We start from the raw sequence: 20313 nt of genomic DNA, 5'->3' as shown, positions 1-20313 counted from the left end.
TCTTTATAAAAATAAAAGTTAAATAATTTAGTGCTGTAAAGAGAGATGATGTGCCTTTTGTTTGCTGAGCGGGCGGTAAATATACTGGCTGCCCACATGTTTCAGATCTTTTAAAATCGAATCGCGCCAATGCAGAATGTCATAATCCAACAAACCTTGAAATAAGGCTTTATAACGGGCAATACGTTCAGTTCTTGGCATGGTAATGGCCCGTTTTAATGCTCTGATCATGCTGTACTGATCATGCGGATCAACAATCAGGGCTTCCTTCATTTGTTCTGCAGCACCCGCATATTTGGATAGAATCAAGATTCCTGGATCTTGTGGATCCTGCGCAGCGATATATTCCTTAGCCACCAGATTCATTCCATCATAAATGGAATTCACCCAGCAGATTTCCGCTTTGCGGTACAAGCTCATCAGGGCATGATGACTTAAAGTATCGTAGTAACAATCAAACACCGGTTTCTCTGTAGCAAATTCCTGATTGAGCTGTTCCACACCTTTTTGGAAATCACGATAAAGATGGGCATAGGTCGGAACTTCCAGCCGGCAAGGCGAAGCAATCTGGAACTGACGTATTTGTGACAGCATTTCTGGTGATTGCTGGAAACACTGCCGTAATGCATTCACTTTTTGTAATAAGCCTTTGCTGTAATCAATCCGGTCTACAGAAATAATGTGTTTGACGTCTGGATCAGCACTAAAATCAAAAGGCAAATCCATGGATGCTTGCTGTTCAGCACGACGCTGAATTGCGGTTGGATGTACACTGATCGGATAAGCCTTGATTTCTACCTGGCGCTGACCATTGCGCAGTGTATTCGGTGAATGCGCAGTCAAGGCAAACGTCGTTTTCAGAAATTCATAACAGTGTTTCTGATCACGTTGGGTTTGTAGGCCCAATAAGTCATATTGCGCCAAATGCACGGCAAGTTGCGGTGCACACACCAGATCTTTCCATTTCGCTGTTTCCGGAAAAGGAATATGCAGGAAGAAACCAATCCGGTTACGCATACCGAGCTGACGGCAATAATGGGCAACACTTAAAAAGTGATAATCTTGCACCCAGATCATATCGCTAGGTTGCGCGATCTTTTGTAGCTGGCGGGCAAACTTTAAATTGACATCCTGATAGATCTGGTAGTCCTGATCTGTATAGTCAATATACTGATTCTGGTCATGCATCAATGGCCAAAGTGCACCATTGGCAAAACCACAGTAATATCCCTGATATTCAGCTTCTGAGAAGCTGCAGGTATGATATTCAATTTGATGATCTTTCAGGACGTCAAATGTATGTTGCCGATTTGTCGTCTTTTTACCATTCCATCCCATCCAGATGCCACCAATACCGTTGAGGGCATCTTCAATGGCAACCGCCAGTCCACCTGCCTGTGTGGATTTTGGATTCGGCAGGGTTACGCGGTTGGATAATACAATGAGTCGGGACACGTGTTTTCTCCTTTCATTTCTTGTTTTAACGCTTGTAGTGTTGTTAAAAATTCATGTAAGAAAAAACCGACATCTGCCACATGATCTAAACGACCTCGGGCTGCGCTTTCTCCTGGACCAACTTTGATCGACATACCTCCATAGTCATTAATGGTGTGAAAACCAGCTTCATCCGTTAAATCATCCCCAATAAAAATGGGGTAGAACGCATGATCTTCAAGGCTGTTTAAGACGTGCCGGATGGCCGCACCTTTGTTACAGCCTCGAGGTACCAGTTCATAAACGCATTTGCCGCTTTTCAGTTCAAAACTTGAATTGTGTTTTAGATAATCTTCAATAATGGCTTTTGCCTGATCCGCATATTCAGGATGCTCACGAAAATGCAGGGCGATTGAATAGGTTTTGATTTCAACGCGGATTGGATGCCATTGTTCGGAATGTTGCTGTGCATGGACTTTGAGTTGATTTAATTCTTCGAGATTGACTTGTACCAGCTGTTGAACACTGCCATCTTGTTGCAGCAATTCCAGACCATGTGAACCGGCAATATTCCACTGGTGTGGTTGAATCAACTTTTGTGCCTGAGAAATGGAGCGTCCTGTTACTAGATATAGAGGAATCAGCTGTTGCAGCTGATTCAAGACATGTAATGTCGAAGTAGGAATGAAGCTTTTTTCGGGATCAGGATGGAATTCTGAAAGGGTGCCATCAATGTCTAAAAATAAAATAAAAGGATTGTTATTAATATTCGATCGTCGCTCAACTTTGTTGGCGATTTTATTAAAAATAAGATCAAGGACGGGGTATGAAGTTTTCATTTTGGTTTGTAAAAAATTACAGTCTCTTTGATGCATTGCTTATTTTTATAGCATGCAAAAGAACTGCTTTTTTTATTCTCACAATGAATAATACATTTCGCCTATCTAAAGTAACGTTGAAATATCTTGTAAAAATATCTTGAAAATCTAATACCTAGATTAATTTTATCCGACAGTAAGCGTCCGCTGAACACACCTTATGAATTCATCCTATAAGCCTTAATTTAGTCCCCACTTAAAAACAAGTGGGGACTAAAATTTATGACTACAAATCACCAGACATCCATCGCATCTCTTGCGAAAAAACGAAGAACATACAGTGCTGAATTTAAACAGCAGATCGTTCAGGCTTGTAAAGCACCGGACGTTTCAATTGCTTCGGTCGCTTTGCAACATGGATTGAATACAAATCTTGTATCCAAATGGATTCGCTTAATTGATGGTAAGCCAGGGAATGATCGCTCACCACTACCGAATAAACCTGCATTTATTGCCTTATCTTGCTCTGCACCATTAGATCCTACTCCTACTGACATGTTAACGGTTCAAATTACTTTACCCCACTCAAAAGCAGAAATTGGCTTGAAATGGCAAGTATCAGAAATATCTGCTTTAGCAGAATTACTCAAGGCACTTGCAACATGATCCGCATTGATGAAATCTGGCTCTCCACCCAACCTCTGGATATGCGAGCAGGGATGGATACTATCATGGCTCAGGTGGTGAGAGCCTTTGGCTACATTAAACCGCATTGTGCTTACCTGTTCTGTAATAAACGTGGCCATCGCATGAAAGTGCTGGTACATGATGGACTGGGCATCTGGCTGTGTGCCCGGCGGCTGGAACAGGGAAAATTCCACTGGGCGCAGGTTCACCAGGGTGAAAGCATGGCGATCAGTCCGGAACAGTTACAGGCACTGATCCAGGGTTTACCTTGGCAGCGCATTGGACGACAGCAGGTGGTGACGATGCTCTAAACTAGGTTGGTCCATTCTGCTATTCTCCAAACGTTCTATTTCATTCTTCTCATGACCTCAGGCATACTGCGGTCATGAATACGCTGCCTGACTTAAGCCAACTGACCCATGAACAACTGCTGGAATTCACCCGGCAGTTGGCAATGCAGCATCAGTCTCTGGCACAATCAAATCAAGAATTAGAAAAATCAAACCAACAATTAGATACCAAAGTTCAGCATCTTGAAGTCACCAATCAGCAATTAGATGCTCAAGTTCAACATCTTTCCATTCTCACGCAAAAATACGAGCATGAGCTCGCACTATTTAAACAGCACAAATTCGGCAGTAAAAACGAACATCTCACCGCAAAACAAATCCATCTCTGGGATGAAGCGGTCGAAGAAGATATTGCAGCCGTTGATCTAGAATTAGAACGATTAAATGCAGATAAAACCGATGCAGCGACAGAGAAAGCCACAGTCAACAAACCTAAACGTCGACTGCTGCCCGATCATCTACACACCATTCGTATTGAGCATGAACCAGCATCAACCCAATGCAGTTGTGGCTGCCAGTTACGTCGTATCGGCGAAGATATCAGTGAAAAACTGCATTTCAGACCGGCACAGTTCTATAAGGAACAGCATGTCCGTGGCAAATGGGTCTGTGATCAGTGTGACACCCTGACTCAGCAAGCGATGCCTGCCTATGTGATTGATAAAGGCATTGCTTCACCTGAACTGCTCAGCCATGTGCTGGTATCGAAGTATGCCGATCATTTACCGCTGTACCGTCAACGTCTGATCTATCAGCGGGCGGGAATCGAGCTTTCTAGATCAACGTTATCTGACTGGATAGGTCGCTGCGGTGTAGAACTGGAACCTCTGGCCAATGCCTTAAAAGAGGTGGTACTACAACAGCAGGTGCTGCATGCAGATGAAACACCGGTCACCATCATGCGGATGGGTGAGAATGATAAAAAACCGAAGAAAGGTTATGTCTGGGCCTATGCCACTACACAGTACAATCCAGTTCAGGCGGTGATCTATGACTTTCAGGATAGTCGTTCAGGCCAGCATGCTGCAGAGTTCTTGAAAGGCTGGCAGGGTTATCTAGTCTGTGATGATTACAGTGGTTATAAAGCACGCTTTAAATCAGGCCAGGTCATTGAGGTGGGCTGCATGGCCCATGCACGTCGTAAATTCCATGAACTGCATGTAACTGGGAAAAGTCAGGTCGCTGAACAGGCATTAGTGCTGATTCAGAAACTGTATGCGATAGAAGCAGAGCTCAGGAAAAAGACCGATGGTACAGCGGAAGACCGCCGCGAATACCGACAACAGCATAGTCAACCAGTGATGCAACAACTATATGAATGGCTCAACCAACATCATCTGACGGTGCCATCGAGTTCTCCCACCGCCAAGGCGATCAATTACACTCTGAAGCGTTGGCCAGCCTTAAGCCGCTATTTGGATGATGGCAATCTACCGATTTGCAATAATTGGGTAGAGAATCAAATGCGACCTTGGGCCTTAGGGCGCAAGAACTGGCTGTTTGCTGGCTCGCTGCGCAGTGGACAGCGAGCGGCAAATATCATGACTTTAATCCAGTCAGCAAAGCTGAATGGCTTGGATCCGTATGCCTATTTAAGTGATGTGCTGAAAAGGCTGCCGACGCATAAAGCGACCCAAATAGAAGAATTACTACCACATCGCTGGAAATCCAACTCAAATTAAAAAAATAGGCATGGGGTTCAGCGGACGCTTACATCCGACATTATTTTGCTGCCGCTATACAACAGATAAATAGATGCGCTTTTGTATAAGATTTTTTATTCATGACAAGCAACATTGTCACTTTGATATCGAAGTGTTAAGAATTGAGATTAAAAATGGATCAGAATTACAAGGAGACTGTTCCTTAAAATGTAGTCAAACATGGTCAAGGACTAATTCGCACTCTGTTAATGTCTTGTTGCCAAGCGTGTAACTAGAGCCTGAGTCGGTCAGTTCCGACTTGTAGCGGTCAGTCCGTTCTTGCAGAATACGTTTTACAGTTTTGTAAGGCGTATAACGACTTATCTCATTGTCGTTTAATCTTGCAAGCACGTTTCTCGCAGCATTCCAATCAGCCTGTATAACTTCCCCATTAGTACGGTAAAACCGATCTCCTTTACGTGTGCCAATCAATAGCCCACTAAAGGAATCAATTTGCGAAGTATATGCAGAATTGACAAGATGCACCGTAGAACCTCTACGGTGAGATATACCTGTTAGGGCATCAGCTAATAAGCCTTTAACCCATGTATTTAAGCGTCTATTGGTGTTTTTGCCATAGTTGCGTTTACTTTGAATTGGGGATGTTAAATCCTCCGCAACAATAACCTTAGCCTTATCAACTAATCGGTGGGTAGCTGTAAAGATCAATGTCTTGAGCTTTGCTTTTTGAGTATCTTGTCGCTTATCTAGTTTTTTTCGACCTAGATTATTTAACTCAATTTTCTGTTTCTTGTGTGGTTTAGATTTGGCAATCGCTCTGAGCTTGTTTCTGTGCTTGTACTTTTGATTTAAATAATCTGATTCACTTGAGATCAAATTGCCTAAACCATCACCATATACATCGCCATCAGAGTCCACAAAAGCTTCTGAGTACCCTTTATCAACGCCTACCGTTGCTGTGCCACAATCTTGAGTTTCAACTGCATCATAGGTTGAATGAACTTCAACATTACCATTTCTTAGAATAATCCTTAATGTGCCTTGCGGTGCAAAATCAACAGTCGTATTTAATGGGATTTTAATGGTTTGTCGAGGGATTAGGCTTGGTACTTTAAGCCAACATTGACCATTTAACTCAAAGGTTTTACACATATCCGCACGAACAATAATCTGATTATACGTGTGATTAACGCCATGCCTAAAGTGTTTACGCATTTGACGATGGAGGAAATTATCAGTAGCCCACTCTTCTTTTTTAAGCAACGTGTATAGTCTTTTTAATTCCTTATCGCATGTCGTTCTTTTTCGGATTGCTTGTTTTACCTTTTCTTTTGATGCTTCTCGATAGGCTTTAATATCACCTATGCAATCACGTAGCGTTTCCTTCCACGCATTTGCTGAAACACCAAAGTCACGACCTTCTTTCATCCACGCATCACGAATAGCTCTGTCACTGATATTCAAACCTGAAATAGCACCATATTTAGCCCAAACCTCGCTACGAATACGACCAAGTAAAACAGCTTGTTTCTCAAGCTGTTTGTACTTTTGCACATTCAAGTTTTTACAGTGGTGGATGCGGGTTAGTTTCAAAAGAAGTAAAACCTTGTGTTAGAATATTTAATAAAAAACATATACATATTGTATATGTTTGGTGTCTTTTGTCTATATTTTTAATGATAGTAATCTACTCTCTTATTTTAAAGAAAATCAAAAATAAACAAATGGATAAACAAAAAGTCCAAAAAAATAAAAACACAATAAAGCTCAGGACAACAGCCATGACGCTTCTTAATAAACTTTATGCTGCAATCGCAGCCACGGTAACCGTAGTTGCCGTAACCGTGGGTGTGGTCAACAAGGTCACATCACCCACCCAGCAGGTAGATGCAGATTTAAACTACCTGCAACCTCAGGTTTTACCTGTTTCTACAGGCTCAAGCTCTTCATATACCACAACTTTAAAAAATACCAAACTTGGTACCCGCCAGTTTCAGAGCCAGGCTCAAACACCTGTATCTGATAATGCAAATGCAAGATGGAGTAATTACACACGGGACTATCAATATCCGAATATGGTGACGCTGCCGGTGCAGTGGCTCAGCATGCGTGATGGCACCAGAATCGCAGTGCGAGTGACTTTACCTGCAGATGAAAATAAGCAGCCAATCTATGGCAAATTCCCGGTGATTCTGATCCAGACGGCGTATAACACCGGCCTAGCAGGGCAGATTGCTGACATGGCGGGTGGCCCAAACCCGGAATTTGTTCGTCGTGGTTATGCCACCGTCGTTGCTGATGTACGTGGCACCGGTTCTTCGGAAGGAGTATGGCAGGCCTTCGATGAAACAGAACAGGAAGACAGCAAGGAAATTATTGACTGGGCCAGCAAGCAGTACTGGTCAAATGGCAAGATTGGCCTCTATGGCGTGTCTTATCTTGGTATTACCAGCCTGCTCGGTGCATCTACGCAACATCCAGCAGTCAAGGCCGCTTTCCCAATGGTACCGATTGGCGATGGCTACCGTGACATTCTATTCAATGGCGGTCAACTCAATACCAACTTCATTCCGTTATGGATGAGTCTGGTCGGCTTGCTGGGTGCTTTGCCGGTCGATGCACTACAGGTTGATCCGGTCAACGGCATTGTCATGGGATTGGACAAAATCCAGAACATGCTGTTTGAATTCCAGCTTCCCTTAACCTTCCAGGCCCTACAGGGTACCGATACCGCTTTTGACAGCGATTTCTGGCGTCAACGTTCGCCGTTGGAATATGCCCATAAAATCAAGGTGCCGACCTTTGTTGTCGGTGGTACGCGTGACCTGTTCCAGCGTAGTGAACCCTTATGGCTGGAAGCGTTAAAAGACCAGACCACAGCCAAAATTCTAATTGGTCCATGGAACCATTTACAGGCTGCTTTGGGTTCAACTTCAGGCAATGGAGATGTCCCTGCAGTCAACAACATTGCCTTACAATGGTTTGACCAGTATCTCAAGGGTATAGATACAAAAGCAGAAAAATTACCCAACGTAACCCAATGGGTCTATGGTCATGAAAAATTTGTGACATCAACCGACTGGCCACATATCGGAATTCAGCCAGACCGTTTATACCTGAATAGCTTGGGCAAACTGGTGACGAACAAGTCAACGTCCAGCATTGGTGAAAGTTTCCTGCTTGAAGCACCTACTTTCGGGATTTGTTCGAATACAGTTGAGACAGTGACCATTGGTGTTGCTGCAATATTGCCATTCCCATGTTTGCAAAATAACAATATGTCGAACATTCCAGCAGCAGTGTTTAATTCTGATACCTTGCAGAATGACTATTATCTGAATGGGCCAATTCAGGCAGATCTTTGGGTCTCTTCCAGTGCTCCGGATATGGGACTGGTGGTTCGTATTGCAGATGTGGATCCAAAAACAGGCAATGCCAAAGCACTGAGTACCGGTATTCTGACCGCTTCTTTACGCAAGGTGGATGAAACGCGTTCTCGGTATATCAATGGCGTGATGATGCAGCCGTGGCATACCTTCAAGAAAGAGGATGTCCAACCACTGGAGAAGAACAAACCAGTGCTGATGAATATTGAAATTGCACCAGTGGCAGCACTGATTCCGAAAGGGCATCAATTACAGATTTCTGTGGTAGCAAGTGATATCTGGAAAGGCGTTGCACCATTACCAACGTTGAAATCCACCTTGAATGGTTCAATTTCGATTTATTCGAACTCCAAGTATCCATCCAGCGTGGTATTGCCAAAAGTGTCAACACAATATCTGAATCCTTAATTTCTTGAAAGATAAAAAGCCCCAGCATAAGTTCTGGGGCTTTCTTTTAGAAAATACTTAAATCAGGCTGCAAATAATGGACTAAAACCATGCTTACGTAATAATTTCCGGTACATGCTGGAGCTACGGTCGGCAGGGAAATGGGCTTCCAAAGACAAGTCCAAAGGCAAATATTCTGGTTTCTGGTTCTCCACAATCATACGGTCTTCTTCAAAGATTTTCAGGTTAAAGTCATACGCATCTTCAACTGGCAGATCTTTGTCATAGTTCCGACAGATGGGGGCAAACAGGCGAGTGGTACGCGCTGTCATCGGTGAAGCCGCATTCATAATCACTTGTTTGGCATCTTCCGGGAAATGAATGGTGAGTGTTGCCGTAAATGGTACACTTATTTCAAAATGTCGTAACCATTTAAAATTTTCTGCTCCCCGTTGATCCAGTCCAATCGGGTAACGTCCAACAGTACTTAGATAATCTGCTGCAAAACCATAATCCGTTTCATAGGTTTTATAATCAGGCACTTCAGCATTATCGGGATCACCAAAGGTATCTGGATGGACCCAGGCGAAATGCGCGACATCAATAAAACCTTCTAGTTGACGTCCCGCAAAGCATTTAATGTCCACGATTGGGCAGACCAGTTGCTGATAATCAGGATCTTCCCAATAAGGCATATACGGAATATTCGGTTCCGCATTTTTATCCGCCAGTAGAGAACACCAGATCAGGCCATATTTTTCTACTGAGGCATAGGTTTTTAGATGGAATCGATCAGAGATCTTTTGATCGGGATGGGCAGGAATACGGTTGCATTTACCTTCAGCACCGAAGCGCAAACCATGATAGGGACAGACCACACCTTGGCCGTCATTTTTGCCTAAACTTAACGCTACCCCACGATGCGGACAGGCATCTTTGGCAACAATCACTTCATCACCCATTTTATAAATCACCAAGGGCATATCCAAAAGCATTGTGCCCATCGGCTGCTCTGTGACTTCACGTGCCAGTGCGACTGGATACCAGTATTTTGCCAACAAGTGCCAGTCATGTTCAGAAAATGTCATATGAACTGGCAAGTCTGGATTATGGGTGAGGATCGTTTTGCTATTCATCATGGCCTCAAATTCGTCTGCTTTTCATGACTATAGAACAAGGACCCATTCACTGAAATTAGAGAAATCTGGACAACGCATTAAGAAAATTAGAACAGCTAAACGACATGCCTAACAAAAAGCGTGTTTTCGCTTAAACCTGAGGTTTAGACGATCTAAGCCATTATTTATCCCTCCAATTCCTGAGAGAGCTGATTTTTAAGGTGTTCCATCTGCTCAATAATGTGTTTAATCATCAGTTGTGACGCACGGGAAATTTGGCGTTTCGGTGCCACGCAAAGTGCGATAGTCAAAGGGCGTACACCTTTTTCGGTAATGGGTTTAAAAATCAGTTCATCACGTTGCAGCTCGGGATAGACATCCAGATAACTTAAGATGCCAATCCCGGTATTGGCCTTGATCATACTGTTCATTAAACGAATATCATTCGATTCCGTTTTCCGTGCAGGTATAAATTTGTGGTGTTTATAAATCGCCTGTACATAGTCATGCACAATTAGCGGTTCTGAGGGAATAAAGTGGTTGTCATTTAACGTATCCGAAAAATAAATCTTTTCAGCCTCTGCCAGTGGATGTTGTTTGGACATGACAAAACCCAATGGCAATTCAAGGAAATGTAAGACTTCAAGCTGATGATGGGCTTTGGGATTCATAATGAGTCCAAAATCCAGTTCAGCATCCATTATTTTGCGGGCAACCACTTCACTGTCAGCCACTCTAATATTGAAATTGATCCAGGGATACTGTTCATACATATGCTGCAGCGACTGCATGACAAAACCCTCACTCAAAGCAGCAATCAGCCCGAATTCGATACTGCCACGTTTTAGCCCCTGAATTTCATCAAAGCGAATACAGGTCTGCTGGAATTCCTTTTGCCATTTCAGAATATCGGCATACAGCATTTCACCCGCCAAAGTCAGTTTCAGCCCATTCGGTAAGCGCTCAAACAGATCGATACCCAGTTCTTCTTCAGCAAGGGCAATTTGACGATGTACTGCAGATACCGAGATAAACAGCTGATCCGCAGCCTTACGCAAACTTCCGCTTTTCGCTACCGCAATAAAGTATTCGGAAAAACGTGAGAAAGGAGTATTCAACAATTTACTCAAGCCAGATCTACCTGTATTTAAAATTCGATAAACAGCTTTATGCGAGTTTTATGCCAAGGCCGGGAACTAGAACCCAATAAAATCAGGTATTTCAGTCTTATGTTCTAATTTTTAGAATGATTTATACGAAACATTCTAATAGACGAAATATCAAAAAAACCAGTAATTTCAATCATAAATAAGTGGGACGTTAACTGAACTCGGCCACGTTCCAAGACATTAAAACGATTCAGAATTTTGCAGAAAAAAGGTTTGATATGAACGCTATTCCAATGATCAATGTATTTAGCAAACCATGCTACAGCCAGTTTGACGATCAGGATTGGGAGATTCTGGCGCATCATTGGTATCCGGTTGCACGTATTCAGGACGTCACCGAAAAACCGCAGCAAGTCACGTTGCTGGATGTCAAACTGGCAATCTATAAAACTGAAAGCGGTGCAATTCATCTAGTCCGTGATATCTGTCCGCACCGCGGGGTCCCACTGAGTAAGGGATGGGTTTCTGGAGAAAGTATCGTCTGTCCATATCATGGCCTCGAATATAATGAGCACGGGAAATGCGTCAAAATTCCGGCACAACCTGAGCTGACCAAAATTTCTGACCGTTTTTCACTGACCAAATTCCCAGTGGTCGAAAAATACGGTCTGGTGTGGACTAGCCTGTTTAATCGTGATGAAAGCACAGCGAATTTCCCGGTGCTAGAAACCTGGGATACAACAGAACATCAATCTATCCTGCCACCGTTTGTAGATATTGGTGGTTCCAGCGGTCGTCAATTAGAAGGCTTTATCGATGTCGCACATTTTGCCTTTGTGCATCACAATGCCTTTGCTGATCGTGACAATCCGGTGGTGCCAAAATACAGTACCGAACGTACACCATATGGCCTGCATACTGAATATGTTAGCAATGTCAGCAACTACCCGCATGGCTTGCAACATCTGGCACCAGAAGGTTTTTTATGGAAACGTGTGTTTGATGTCTATCCGCCATTTTCAGCAACATTAACCGTGCATTTCCCTAATGATGGCATCCTTAAAATCCTGAATGCGTGCTGTCCGGTCTCACATAATAAAACCCGACTGTTTGTACCACTGACCCGTAATTTTGATACGACAGGCGATTTACAGGCAGTTTACGATTTCAACGCGCAAATCTTTGCTGAAGATCAGGAAATGGTAGAAAGCCAAAAACCAGAAGAACTTCCGCTGGATATTTCAATGGAAGCGCATTTTGAAGCCGACCGTTCATCGACTACTTATCGACGTATATTAGCTGAAATGGGATTAAGTAAACGCTATGTTGTTTAATATGAGAGATTAATTTGGATTTAATATAAGCTGTATTTAAATAATATATTTTAAGTGCAGCTTATATTTTAAATATGATTTTATTTAAAATAAATTATGGAATGATTAAATGAGCCGTCCGAATCAGGAACAGATATTAAAATTTTTGAAACTCTCCAATGAGGTTGGACGTCGTGCGACCGAGCTAGGGCATCATCCTTTTGGAGCTGTACTGGTCGCGCCAGATCATGAAACGGTACTGTTGACCCAGTGCAATATCGATACGGTCAATCATGCCGAATCAACTTTGGCCCGTATCGCAGCGACCAATTATCCCGCGGATTATTTATGGCAATGTACGCTATATACCGCTGTAGAACCTTGCTGCATGTGTGCAGGAACCATTTATTGGGCCAATATTGGCCGTGTGGTGTATGGCATGTCGGAAGAACGACTGCTGGAATGTACCGGCAATCATCAGGAAAACCCGACCATGAGTGTCAGCTCGGAATATGTGTTTAGTCATGGACAAAAGGACATTGATCTGATTGGTCCAGTGCCAGAAATTGAAGCGGAAACTGTCAGCTTGCAACAGCAGTTCTGGCAAAACCGATAAATATTTATTTAAACTAAAATCCCATTTTTATAATGGGATTTTTTATTTTATAACGTAATAATTTTAAATATAAACGCCCAATTTAATTGCAGAAAATATTAAAAATGCACTTATTTAAAACACATTTATTCAATATAAAAAATAATCTCTGTTTATAAATTTAAAAACACTAAAGATGAGCTTTTATTTAAAAGGAATAAATTAAATCCATGGTTTTTTAAACAAGTTGGAATAGTTATTGCTAATTATAAATAGAACCGACTGAACTCATCTGAGCCAAGTTTTTAATGAATGTGCAAGAGCACACGTACAACAAGAGCGGAAGAGAATGAAAGAAAAAAAGACCTTTAAAACCGGATTCAAAACACTCATGGGGATGCTGTTTGCGGGTGGCCTGATGGCTGCTTCAATGACACATGCACAGGATAAAGCCGCATTTGTTTATATCGGACCGACCAGCGACCATGGCTGGACCTATTCACATGATCAGGGCCGAATCAAGGCTGAGAAAGCACTGGCCGGCAAATATAAAACTTCCTATATCGAGAATGTGCCTGAAACTGCCGATGCAGAACGTGTGATCCGTAACCTGGCACAGCAGGGCAATAAAGTGGTTTTTGCGACTTCATTTGGTTATATGAATGCGATGGAGAAAGTCTCCAAGCAGTTCCCGAATACCGTCTTTATGCATGCGACAGGTTATAAGCAAGGTAAAAACCTAGGCGTCTATGACGTACGTACTTATGAGGGTGCCTATATGCTCGGTGTAGTCGCAGGCCAGAAAACCAAAAACAATACACTCGGCGTTGTAGCGTCATTCCCGATCCCAGAAGTGGTGCGTAACATCAATGCCTATACCCTGGGTGCACAAAGCGTCAATCCAAAAGTAAAAACCAAAGTGATCTGGGTAAATTCTTGGTTCAACCCCGGTAAAGAACGTGATGCAGCTTTAGCTTTAATTGCACAAGGTGCAGATGTGCTGATGCAAAACACTGACTCTCCAGCCGTGGTTCAAGCCGCTGAACAGAAAGGTGTTTACGCTTTTGGCTGGGACTCAGACATGAGCAAGTTTGGTCCTAAAGCGCATCTGGCAGCTTCAGTACTACACTGGGAAAAAATCTATACCCCAGTGATGACGCAAGTCAGCAATAAAACCTGGAAACCAAGTGCTTTATGGTATGGCGTAAAACAAAAAGCAGTGGATATCGAAAACTTTGGTCCAATGGTCACTGCGGATGAGAAGAAAAAAGCCTTGGCTGCACGTGACGCGCTTCTAAAAGGCACCCTTCATCCATTTAGCGGACCAATTTACAAACAGGATGGCTCACTGTTAGTGGCTAAAGGCAAAACACTGGATGATGCAACCTTAGGAAAAATGAACTACTACGTGAAAGGTGTAGAAGGCGCATTACCAAAATAATGACAACAATAAGCAGCACTTTGATCTAAAAACAGGCTTGGTGATTCATCTGTTCTTGAACGAAAGTCAGATGAGTCATCCAGCCACATAAAACAGGGCACTGACAATGAACCAAACACAAGATTTGTCTGCGCATTCGCCCAAGCTGAATACAGTTTCAAGCCGAGAAATTCCACGTCTGGAACTGATCAATATCTGTAAAAGTTATAATTCTCTTAAGGCAAATGACCAGATTCATTTAACTGTTTATCCCGGACAGATTCACGCCATTTTAGGTGAAAATGGTGCAGGCAAAAGTACCCTGATGAAAATCATCTATGGTGCGGTCAAAGCAGATCAGGGCCAGATTCTCTGGAATGGCAAAGAAGTCAGAATCGACAGCCCATCCTTCGCCAGGAAGCTGGGTATCGGCATGGTCTATCAGCATTTTTCTTTGTTTGAGACCCTGACAGTTGCTGAAAATATTCTCTTAGGGCTAGACGAAAAAGCAGATTTAGCCGATCTCAGCAAGAAAATTATTGCCGTTTCTGAACAATACGGTTTACCAGTTGATCCACGACGTGAAGTACATTCCTTATCTGTCGGTGAACGCCAGCGTGTCGAAATCATTCGTTGCCTGTTACAACATCCAGAGCTGATTATTCTGGATGAACCCACTTCAGTGCTGACCCCACAGGCTGTACGACAATTATTTAAAACCTTACGCCTGCTGGCATCTCAAGGGGTATCTATTCTCTATATCAGCCATAAGTTGCATGAGATTCAGGAACTCTGTGATGAAGCAACGATTTTGCGGAATGGATGCGTGACTGGCAATGTAGATCCACGAGAAAAATCCACCAGTGAACTGGCTCGGCTGATGATTGGTCGGGATTTACCAACTTATGTACGCGCAGAATATGAAGGTACGCCTGAAACCTGCTTCGAAGTGACAAACCTCAGCTTTGAGTCCGAAGACCCCTTTGGAGTTTCTTTAAAAAATATCAATCTCAGCGTTCAGGCTGGCGAAATTATGGGCATTGCCGGTATTTCAGGAAATGGACAGGCTGAACTGCTGTCTTTGCTTTCAGGTGAAGCACTGACCAAAAACGGCATGCTGTATCTGGAACGGCAGGACATTACTGCACTGAGTGCTGGTCAACGCCGCGATGTTGGACTGGGCTTTGTTCCAGAAGAACGTTTAGGTCGTGGTGCCGTACCGAATATGACTCTGTCACAAAATACGCTGCTGACGGCCTATCGCCAGAAGTTTACCCAATGGGGGCTGATTAAATTTCAGAATATCCAGACTTTTGCAGAAAAAATTATCGAAAAGTTTGGCGTAAAAGCCAGTGGTGCTTCAGCAGAAGCCCGATCTTTATCAGGTGGTAACCTACAAAAGTTTATTGTTGGCCGTGAAATTCTACAAAACCCAAAATTTCTGATTGTGGCTCAGCCCACCTGGGGCGTGGACGTCGGTGCTTCCATGTTTATCCGCCAGACCTTAATCGATCTATCTCGTCAGGGGGTTGGTATTTTGGTGATTTCTGAAGAACTGGAAGAGCTGTTTGAGATGAGCGATCGCCTTTGTGTACTTTCCAATGGGGAATTATCAGCACCAGTACCGACTCAAGAAACCAATGCGGAAAAGATCGGCTTGCTCATGTCCGGTATTCAACAGCAGGAAGCTACCTCTACAACAACAGAAGAGGTAGGTGTTCATGCTTAAAACCGTATTCAAACAGTTAATACTTTTGGGAGGATGAGCACATGCATTTACTCGAACCGCGTGAGCATCCATCACAACTGATGAAATGGCTTTCACCCATCATTGCCTTAGTCGCCATGCTGATCGTAGGCAGTATTTTATTTTTAATGCTGGGCATCAGTCCGGCACAAGCCATGTATGTGTTTTTTATTGAACCGCTGATGAACTCTTATGGCTGGAGCGAACTGGCAGTTAAAGCCGGACCGTTAATCCTGATTGCACTGGGTTTAGCCGTCGGATTCCGTGCCAAGTTATTCAATATCGGGGCAGAAGGCCAACTGATCATGGGTGCCATTTTTGGTGGTGGGATCGCACTGCTATTTCATGAGCAAACAGGTTGGTGGATTCTACCGCTGATGATCGTCATGGGTGCCATTGGCGGTGCCGTATGGGGTGCAATTCCTGCTTTGTTAAAGACCCATTTCAATGCTGAAGAAACCCTAACCACCTTGATGATGAATTATGTGGCGCTGTTTGTATTGCTGTATCTGGTCAATGGGCCATGGCGCGATCCTGAAGGCATGAATTTCCCGCAAACCGTAATGTTTAGTGATGGTGCACTGTTGCCAATGATTGTGGAAGGGACACGCGTCAATACTTCGATCTTTATTACGATTGTGGCTGTGATTCTGTTCTGGGTGTTCATGCGTAAAAGCTTGACAGCATTCAAACTGGAAGTCAGCGGGCAGGCACCTTTAGCCGCTAAATATGCTGGTTTTTCATCTTCCAAAGCGATTTGGCTCAGTCTGGTCATTTCTGGAATGATGGCGGGGATTGCAGGCATATGCGAAGTGGCAGGTCCTATAGGTCAGCTCAATCCAAACCTGTCACCAGGTTATGGTTATGCCGCGATTATTGTGGCTTATCTAGGGCGTTTAAATCCAATTGGAATCGTCCTTTCAGGTTCATTAATGGCTCTCATCTACCTGGGCGGGGAAATGGCACAAATGCAATTACAACTCCCAGTCGCGATTACCGGGATTTTCCAGGGTTTATTGCTATTTTTCCTGTTGGCGTCTGATGCCTTGATTGAAAACCGCTACCGTTTTGCCAAAAAACGCGCGCTGCCTGCAGCTGAACCTGCTTCAGCGAATGCTTAACAAGATAAGAGGAAAAAAAGAATATGGCTATAGAAATGACTGCAATTCTGGCAGGAACCATTGCCGCAGCAACGCCTCTGATCTTTGCAGGCTTGGGTGAACTGGTGTCACAACGGACTGGCGTGATTAATTTAGGGGTGGAAGGCATGATGCTGGTCGGCGCAATTGCTGGCTTTGCGTTCGCTGCCCAATATGAGGCCAGCGTGTTTAGTGCCTTATTGATCGGTGGGCTGGCAGGGATGTTTATGGCATTGTTGTTTGCATTTTTCACGCTTTCACTTAGCACCAATCAGTCCGCATGTGGCTTGGCATTGACGATTTTCGGTATCGGGATCTCGGCGTTCTGGGGACAAAACTATGTCAGCATGGCTTTACCCGGCCTCAGCAGCTGGAATATTCCTGTATTAGCCGATATTCCATTCATTGGGCCAATCCTGTTCCAGCAAAACTATGTGGTTTATCTATCCATTCTGACATTTTTCGCAATCTGGTTTGTGCTGGCTAGAACCCGTCTAGGTTTGCTGTTAAAAGCAGTTGGTGAATCGCCTGAAAGTGCCCATGCCATGGGATATAACGTGCTCGCAATCCGCTACGGTGCTGTACTATTCGGCGGACTCATGGCAGGGATTGGCGGCGCTTTCTTATCGACGGTCTATACCCCCATGTGGATTGAAAATATGGTTGCAGGTCGTGGCTGGATCGCAATTGCACTGGTGGTCTTCGCTGTGTGGAAGCCAACCCGACTCATGCTGGGTGCCTATCTATTTGGGGGGGTGACGATTCTACAATTTCATGCACAGGCGCTTGGGATCAAAGTCCCGAATGAATTCTTAGCAGCGCTGCCTTACCTAGCAACAATTGTGGTGTTGGTGGTAATTTCCCGCGACAAGAAACTTTTAAAGATGAATTTGCCAGCGTCATTAGGCAAAACTTTCGTACCTTAAAGCTCATTAATGAAAAGATGATGTAGAGCAAAATGAAAATATTAGCAGCAGCCTATGTGCTGACCATGAATCATCAAAATGAATGCATCAAAAATGGGGCTGTATTGGTTGATGGCGACAAGATCAAAGCCATTGGCACCAAAGCTGAACTGACCCAGCAATATCCAGACGTGATGGTGCATGATTATCCCAAAGCCTTGCTGATGCCAGGCTTAATCAATACCCACTGTCATTCTGGACTCTTAAGGGGTACTGCTGAAGGTCTGCCTGTCTGGGACTGGCTGCAGCAGTTTATTGATCCTATGCATCGTGTTCTACTACCCGAAGATGCCAAGGCTGCATCCTATCTCTGTTATGCTGAAGCATTACTTTCTGGTACCACAACTATCGTAGATATGTGGCGTTATATGGATGGCAGTGCAGAGGCAGCAAAAGACTTAGGAATTCGTGCTGTTCTGGTGCCGTATGTAGCTGAGCATCCGGACCATGACTATTTTGAAACCTTAAAAAGCAATGAGTCCTTAATTAATCGTTGGCATCAACAAAATCATGGGCAAATTCAGGTCTGGGTCGGTTTAGAACATTTATTTTATGCAGAACCGCATGCGCTAAAACGTATTCAAAGCTTATGTCAGGATTATCAGACAGGTTTCCACACCCACAGCAATGAAAGCCAGTTCGATGTTCAGGAAAACTTACGCCGTCATGGTGTACGTCCCATCCAAACCTTAGAACAACTAGGTCTGTTGGATTTACCACAAACCCTCCTTGCACATTGTGTCTGGGCAGATCCGACTGAAATTCAAATTATGAAACAACACAATGTCGGCGTTGCCCATAATCCAATTTCCAATATGAAACTGGCATCAGGTGCTGCGCCTGTGCTGGAGATGCTCAAACAGGGGATTGCAGTAGGCTTAGGTACGGATGGCGAAAAAGAAAATAATAATCTAGATATGTTTGAGGAAATGAAAACGGCGTCATTATTGGCGAAGTTCTCTACTTTAGATGCCGCAGCATTGGATTCATTATCTATTTGTCAGATGGCAACGCGTACTGGTGCAAAAGCCGTAGGTATGCAGAATCAGATTGGCAGTCTTGAAGTAGGTAAATTAGCAGACATCATTGCTGTGAATATAGCGACACCACGTATGACACCATTGATCGATGAAGGTCGACTCTTTAATTTATTTACCAATCTGGTGCATGCTGTGCAGGGACAGGATGTGGTGATGACCATGGTCGGTGGTCAAATCGTCGTTGAAAATGGTAAATTGCTAAATGCAGATCTACAGCACTTAATCGATGAAGTGAATCGAGTAACGCCTTTACTCTTTGAACGTCGTGATGCATGGATGGCGCAAAAAGGAAAAGTCGTTAATGAATTAAATCGAAATATCGTTGAGGAAACTGAATAAATAGATTAATAATAAGTGTAGTAAATATAAAGAAAAACTATGACTATTGGACTTATCATTGATTGATGAATAAGTCCACTTTCAAATAATGAAAAATTCAGATCACATGACAGCGCTTTGTAGAACTATTCAAGGAACAGATTACGCCGCCATTTATGTAGTTGGGGATTTGCATGGTTGTTATCGCCTGTTGATGCAAGAACTGGAGAAAGTCTGCTTTAATTTTGAGACAGACTTACTGATTTGCACCGGTGATCTGGTGGATCGTGGCCGTGAAAACCTGGAATGTGTATCACTGTTGGATCAACCCTGGTTTTGCAGTGTGCGCGGTAACCATGAGGAAATGTGCATCAAAGGTCGCGATGATGTCTGGATGCAGGAGATGCATGCCCGCAATGGCGGCGAATGGTTTTATCTCTTGCCCATAGAAAAACAGGATCAATTAAGCGATATTTTTCTGTCACTTCCACTGGTGATTGAAGTTCAGCTGGAAGATAAAAAGATTGGCATTCTGCACGCTGATATTGATATCCATGACTGGAACCGGTTTAAGAAAAGAATTGCCAAGGGTGAAAGGAAAATTCCGGGCTTTACTTCAGCTTATACCAATACACTCTGGGGTAGAGGCCGCATTCGCCATCATTCACGCCGTTATAGAACCGTGAAAAAAGTGGATGAGATTTATCTGGGGCATACTATTGTCAGGGGGCATACCCAGATTGATAACTGCCACTATATTGATGTGGGTTCTTCTTATACGCAGAGGCTGTGTATCGTCAAAATTAAATAAGTTTAAGAACGA

Annotated in this window: 17 protein-coding genes; 12 read left to right on the top strand and 5 right to left on the bottom strand. The window is 43.6% G+C overall.

All coding sequences use genetic code 11. The features are described from left to right. Positions 1-27: 27 nt before the first annotated feature. Together ABEF84_RS07910 and otsB are read right to left on the bottom strand one after the other, a co-directional pair. On the bottom strand, positions 28-1455 hold the full coding sequence (locus tag ABEF84_RS07910; RefSeq protein ID WP_034585181.1) for a trehalose-6-phosphate synthase: 1428 nt from the start codon (positions 1453-1455) through the stop codon (positions 28-30). Then, a complete protein-coding gene (gene otsB, locus ABEF84_RS07905; protein WP_227504140.1) occupies positions 1422-2273 on the bottom strand; it encodes a trehalose-phosphatase in 852 nt (283 codons plus the stop codon). Before otsB ends, ABEF84_RS07910 begins: the two co-directional genes overlap by 34 nt. Before the next feature lie 261 nt (positions 2274-2534). On the opposite strand from otsB, the gene tnpA reads away from it, so the two are divergent. The 3 genes from tnpA to tnpC all read left to right on the top strand — a co-directional run bounded on the left by tnpA (position 2535) and on the right by tnpC (position 4971). Then, positions 2535-2918, top strand: a complete 384-nt coding sequence (gene tnpA, locus ABEF84_RS07900; protein WP_004762545.1) for an IS66-like element accessory protein TnpA — start codon at positions 2535-2537, stop codon at positions 2916-2918. Further along, the gene (gene tnpB / locus ABEF84_RS07895; RefSeq protein ID WP_004691519.1) at positions 2915-3250 is read left to right on the top strand and encodes an IS66 family insertion sequence element accessory protein TnpB; all 336 of its coding nucleotides are present in this window, start codon (positions 2915-2917) and stop codon (positions 3248-3250) included. The genes tnpA and tnpB overlap by 4 nt, the downstream gene beginning before the upstream one ends. Before the next feature lie 74 nt (positions 3251-3324). Beyond that, entirely contained in the window at positions 3325-4971 is a 1647-nt protein-coding gene (gene tnpC, locus ABEF84_RS07890) for an IS66 family transposase (RefSeq protein ID WP_347452989.1), read from the top strand. Positions 4972-5166: 195 nt separating this feature from the next. Here tnpC and ABEF84_RS07885 read toward each other — a convergent pair whose 3' ends face one another. Continuing rightward, positions 5167-6546, bottom strand: a complete 1380-nt coding sequence (locus ABEF84_RS07885; protein WP_347454101.1) for a transposase — start codon at positions 6544-6546, stop codon at positions 5167-5169. A 188-nt stretch (positions 6547-6734) separates the two neighbouring features. Between ABEF84_RS07885 and ABEF84_RS07880 the strand changes: the two genes are divergently transcribed. After that, the gene (locus tag ABEF84_RS07880; protein WP_081403469.1) at positions 6735-8747 is read left to right on the top strand and encodes a CocE/NonD family hydrolase; all 2013 of its coding nucleotides are present in this window, start codon (positions 6735-6737) and stop codon (positions 8745-8747) included. Between the two features lie 62 nt (positions 8748-8809). Here the strand turns inward: ABEF84_RS07880 and ABEF84_RS07875 are convergent, their stop codons facing one another. Both ABEF84_RS07875 and ABEF84_RS07870 read right to left on the bottom strand, forming a co-directional pair. Next, positions 8810-9862 (bottom strand): aromatic ring-hydroxylating dioxygenase subunit alpha, encoded by a 1053-nt coding sequence (locus ABEF84_RS07875; RefSeq protein WP_034585177.1) that lies wholly within the window; start codon positions 9860-9862, stop codon positions 8810-8812. Between the two features lie 167 nt (positions 9863-10029). After that, entirely contained in the window at positions 10030-10962 is a 933-nt protein-coding gene (locus ABEF84_RS07870; RefSeq protein WP_034585175.1) for a LysR family transcriptional regulator, read from the bottom strand. A 269-nt stretch (positions 10963-11231) separates the two neighbouring features. On the opposite strand from ABEF84_RS07870, the gene ABEF84_RS07865 reads away from it, so the two are divergent. From ABEF84_RS07865 to ABEF84_RS07830, 8 genes are all read left to right on the top strand, one after another. After that, the gene (locus ABEF84_RS07865; RefSeq protein WP_347456336.1) at positions 11232-12287 is read left to right on the top strand and encodes an aromatic ring-hydroxylating dioxygenase subunit alpha; all 1056 of its coding nucleotides are present in this window, start codon (positions 11232-11234) and stop codon (positions 12285-12287) included. A 109-nt stretch (positions 12288-12396) separates the two neighbouring features. Beyond that, on the top strand, positions 12397-12882 hold the full coding sequence (locus tag ABEF84_RS07860; RefSeq protein WP_034585171.1) for a nucleoside deaminase: 486 nt from the start codon (positions 12397-12399) through the stop codon (positions 12880-12882). Positions 12883-13210: 328 nt separating this feature from the next. Continuing rightward, the gene (locus ABEF84_RS07855) at positions 13211-14302 is read left to right on the top strand and encodes a BMP family ABC transporter substrate-binding protein (RefSeq protein ID WP_347454942.1); all 1092 of its coding nucleotides are present in this window, start codon (positions 13211-13213) and stop codon (positions 14300-14302) included. 106 nt (positions 14303-14408) lie between these two features. Beyond that, positions 14409-16010: an ABC transporter ATP-binding protein gene (locus tag ABEF84_RS07850; protein ID WP_347456335.1), complete on the top strand. Its 1602-nt coding sequence runs from the start codon at positions 14409-14411 to the stop codon at positions 16008-16010. Positions 16011-16051: 41 nt separating this feature from the next. Continuing rightward, the gene (locus ABEF84_RS07845; RefSeq protein WP_347456334.1) at positions 16052-17149 is read left to right on the top strand and encodes an ABC transporter permease; all 1098 of its coding nucleotides are present in this window, start codon (positions 16052-16054) and stop codon (positions 17147-17149) included. A 23-nt stretch (positions 17150-17172) separates the two neighbouring features. Then, positions 17173-18093 (top strand): ABC transporter permease, encoded by a 921-nt coding sequence (locus ABEF84_RS07840; protein ID WP_347454945.1) that lies wholly within the window; start codon positions 17173-17175, stop codon positions 18091-18093. Between the two features lie 32 nt (positions 18094-18125). Continuing rightward, positions 18126-19511 (top strand): amidohydrolase, encoded by a 1386-nt coding sequence (locus ABEF84_RS07835; protein WP_347456333.1) that lies wholly within the window; start codon positions 18126-18128, stop codon positions 19509-19511. A 106-nt stretch (positions 19512-19617) separates the two neighbouring features. Next, complete coding sequence (locus tag ABEF84_RS07830) at positions 19618-20301, top strand: metallophosphoesterase (RefSeq protein WP_034585201.1); 684 nt, start codon at positions 19618-19620, stop codon at positions 20299-20301. Positions 20302-20313: the final 12 nt, after the last annotated feature.

This window comes from Acinetobacter sp. ANC 7912, from assembly GCF_039862785.1.
Classification (GTDB): domain Bacteria; phylum Pseudomonadota; class Gammaproteobacteria; order Pseudomonadales; family Moraxellaceae; genus Acinetobacter; species Acinetobacter thermotolerans.
Note: the sequence above shows the minus strand (reverse complement) of the source record. Positions and strands in the feature narration are given on the sequence as shown.

Coding starts and splice junctions, on each gene's coding strand:
- ABEF84_RS07850 (WP_347456335.1), top strand. CDS start 14,409: ATGAACCAAACACAAGATTTGTCTGCGCATTCGCCCAAGCTGAATACA.
- ABEF84_RS07855 (WP_347454942.1), top strand. CDS start 13,211: ATGAAAGAAAAAAAGACCTTTAAAACCGGATTCAAAACACTCATGGGG.
- ABEF84_RS07835 (WP_347456333.1), top strand. CDS start 18,126: ATGAAAATATTAGCAGCAGCCTATGTGCTGACCATGAATCATCAAAAT.
- ABEF84_RS07840 (WP_347454945.1), top strand. CDS start 17,173: ATGGCTATAGAAATGACTGCAATTCTGGCAGGAACCATTGCCGCAGCA.
- tnpA (WP_004762545.1), top strand. CDS start 2,535: ATGACTACAAATCACCAGACATCCATCGCATCTCTTGCGAAAAAACGA.
- ABEF84_RS07830 (WP_034585201.1), top strand. CDS start 19,618: ATGACAGCGCTTTGTAGAACTATTCAAGGAACAGATTACGCCGCCATT.
- otsB (WP_227504140.1), bottom strand. CDS start 2,273: ATGAAAACTTCATACCCCGTCCTTGATCTTATTTTTAATAAAATCGCC.
- ABEF84_RS07875 (WP_034585177.1), bottom strand. CDS start 9,862: ATGAATAGCAAAACGATCCTCACCCATAATCCAGACTTGCCAGTTCAT.
- tnpC (WP_347452989.1), top strand. CDS start 3,325: ATGAATACGCTGCCTGACTTAAGCCAACTGACCCATGAACAACTGCTG.
- ABEF84_RS07860 (WP_034585171.1), top strand. CDS start 12,397: ATGAGCCGTCCGAATCAGGAACAGATATTAAAATTTTTGAAACTCTCC.
- tnpB (WP_004691519.1), top strand. CDS start 2,915: ATGATCCGCATTGATGAAATCTGGCTCTCCACCCAACCTCTGGATATG.
- ABEF84_RS07880 (WP_081403469.1), top strand. CDS start 6,735: ATGACGCTTCTTAATAAACTTTATGCTGCAATCGCAGCCACGGTAACC.
- ABEF84_RS07845 (WP_347456334.1), top strand. CDS start 16,052: ATGCATTTACTCGAACCGCGTGAGCATCCATCACAACTGATGAAATGG.
- ABEF84_RS07865 (WP_347456336.1), top strand. CDS start 11,232: ATGAACGCTATTCCAATGATCAATGTATTTAGCAAACCATGCTACAGC.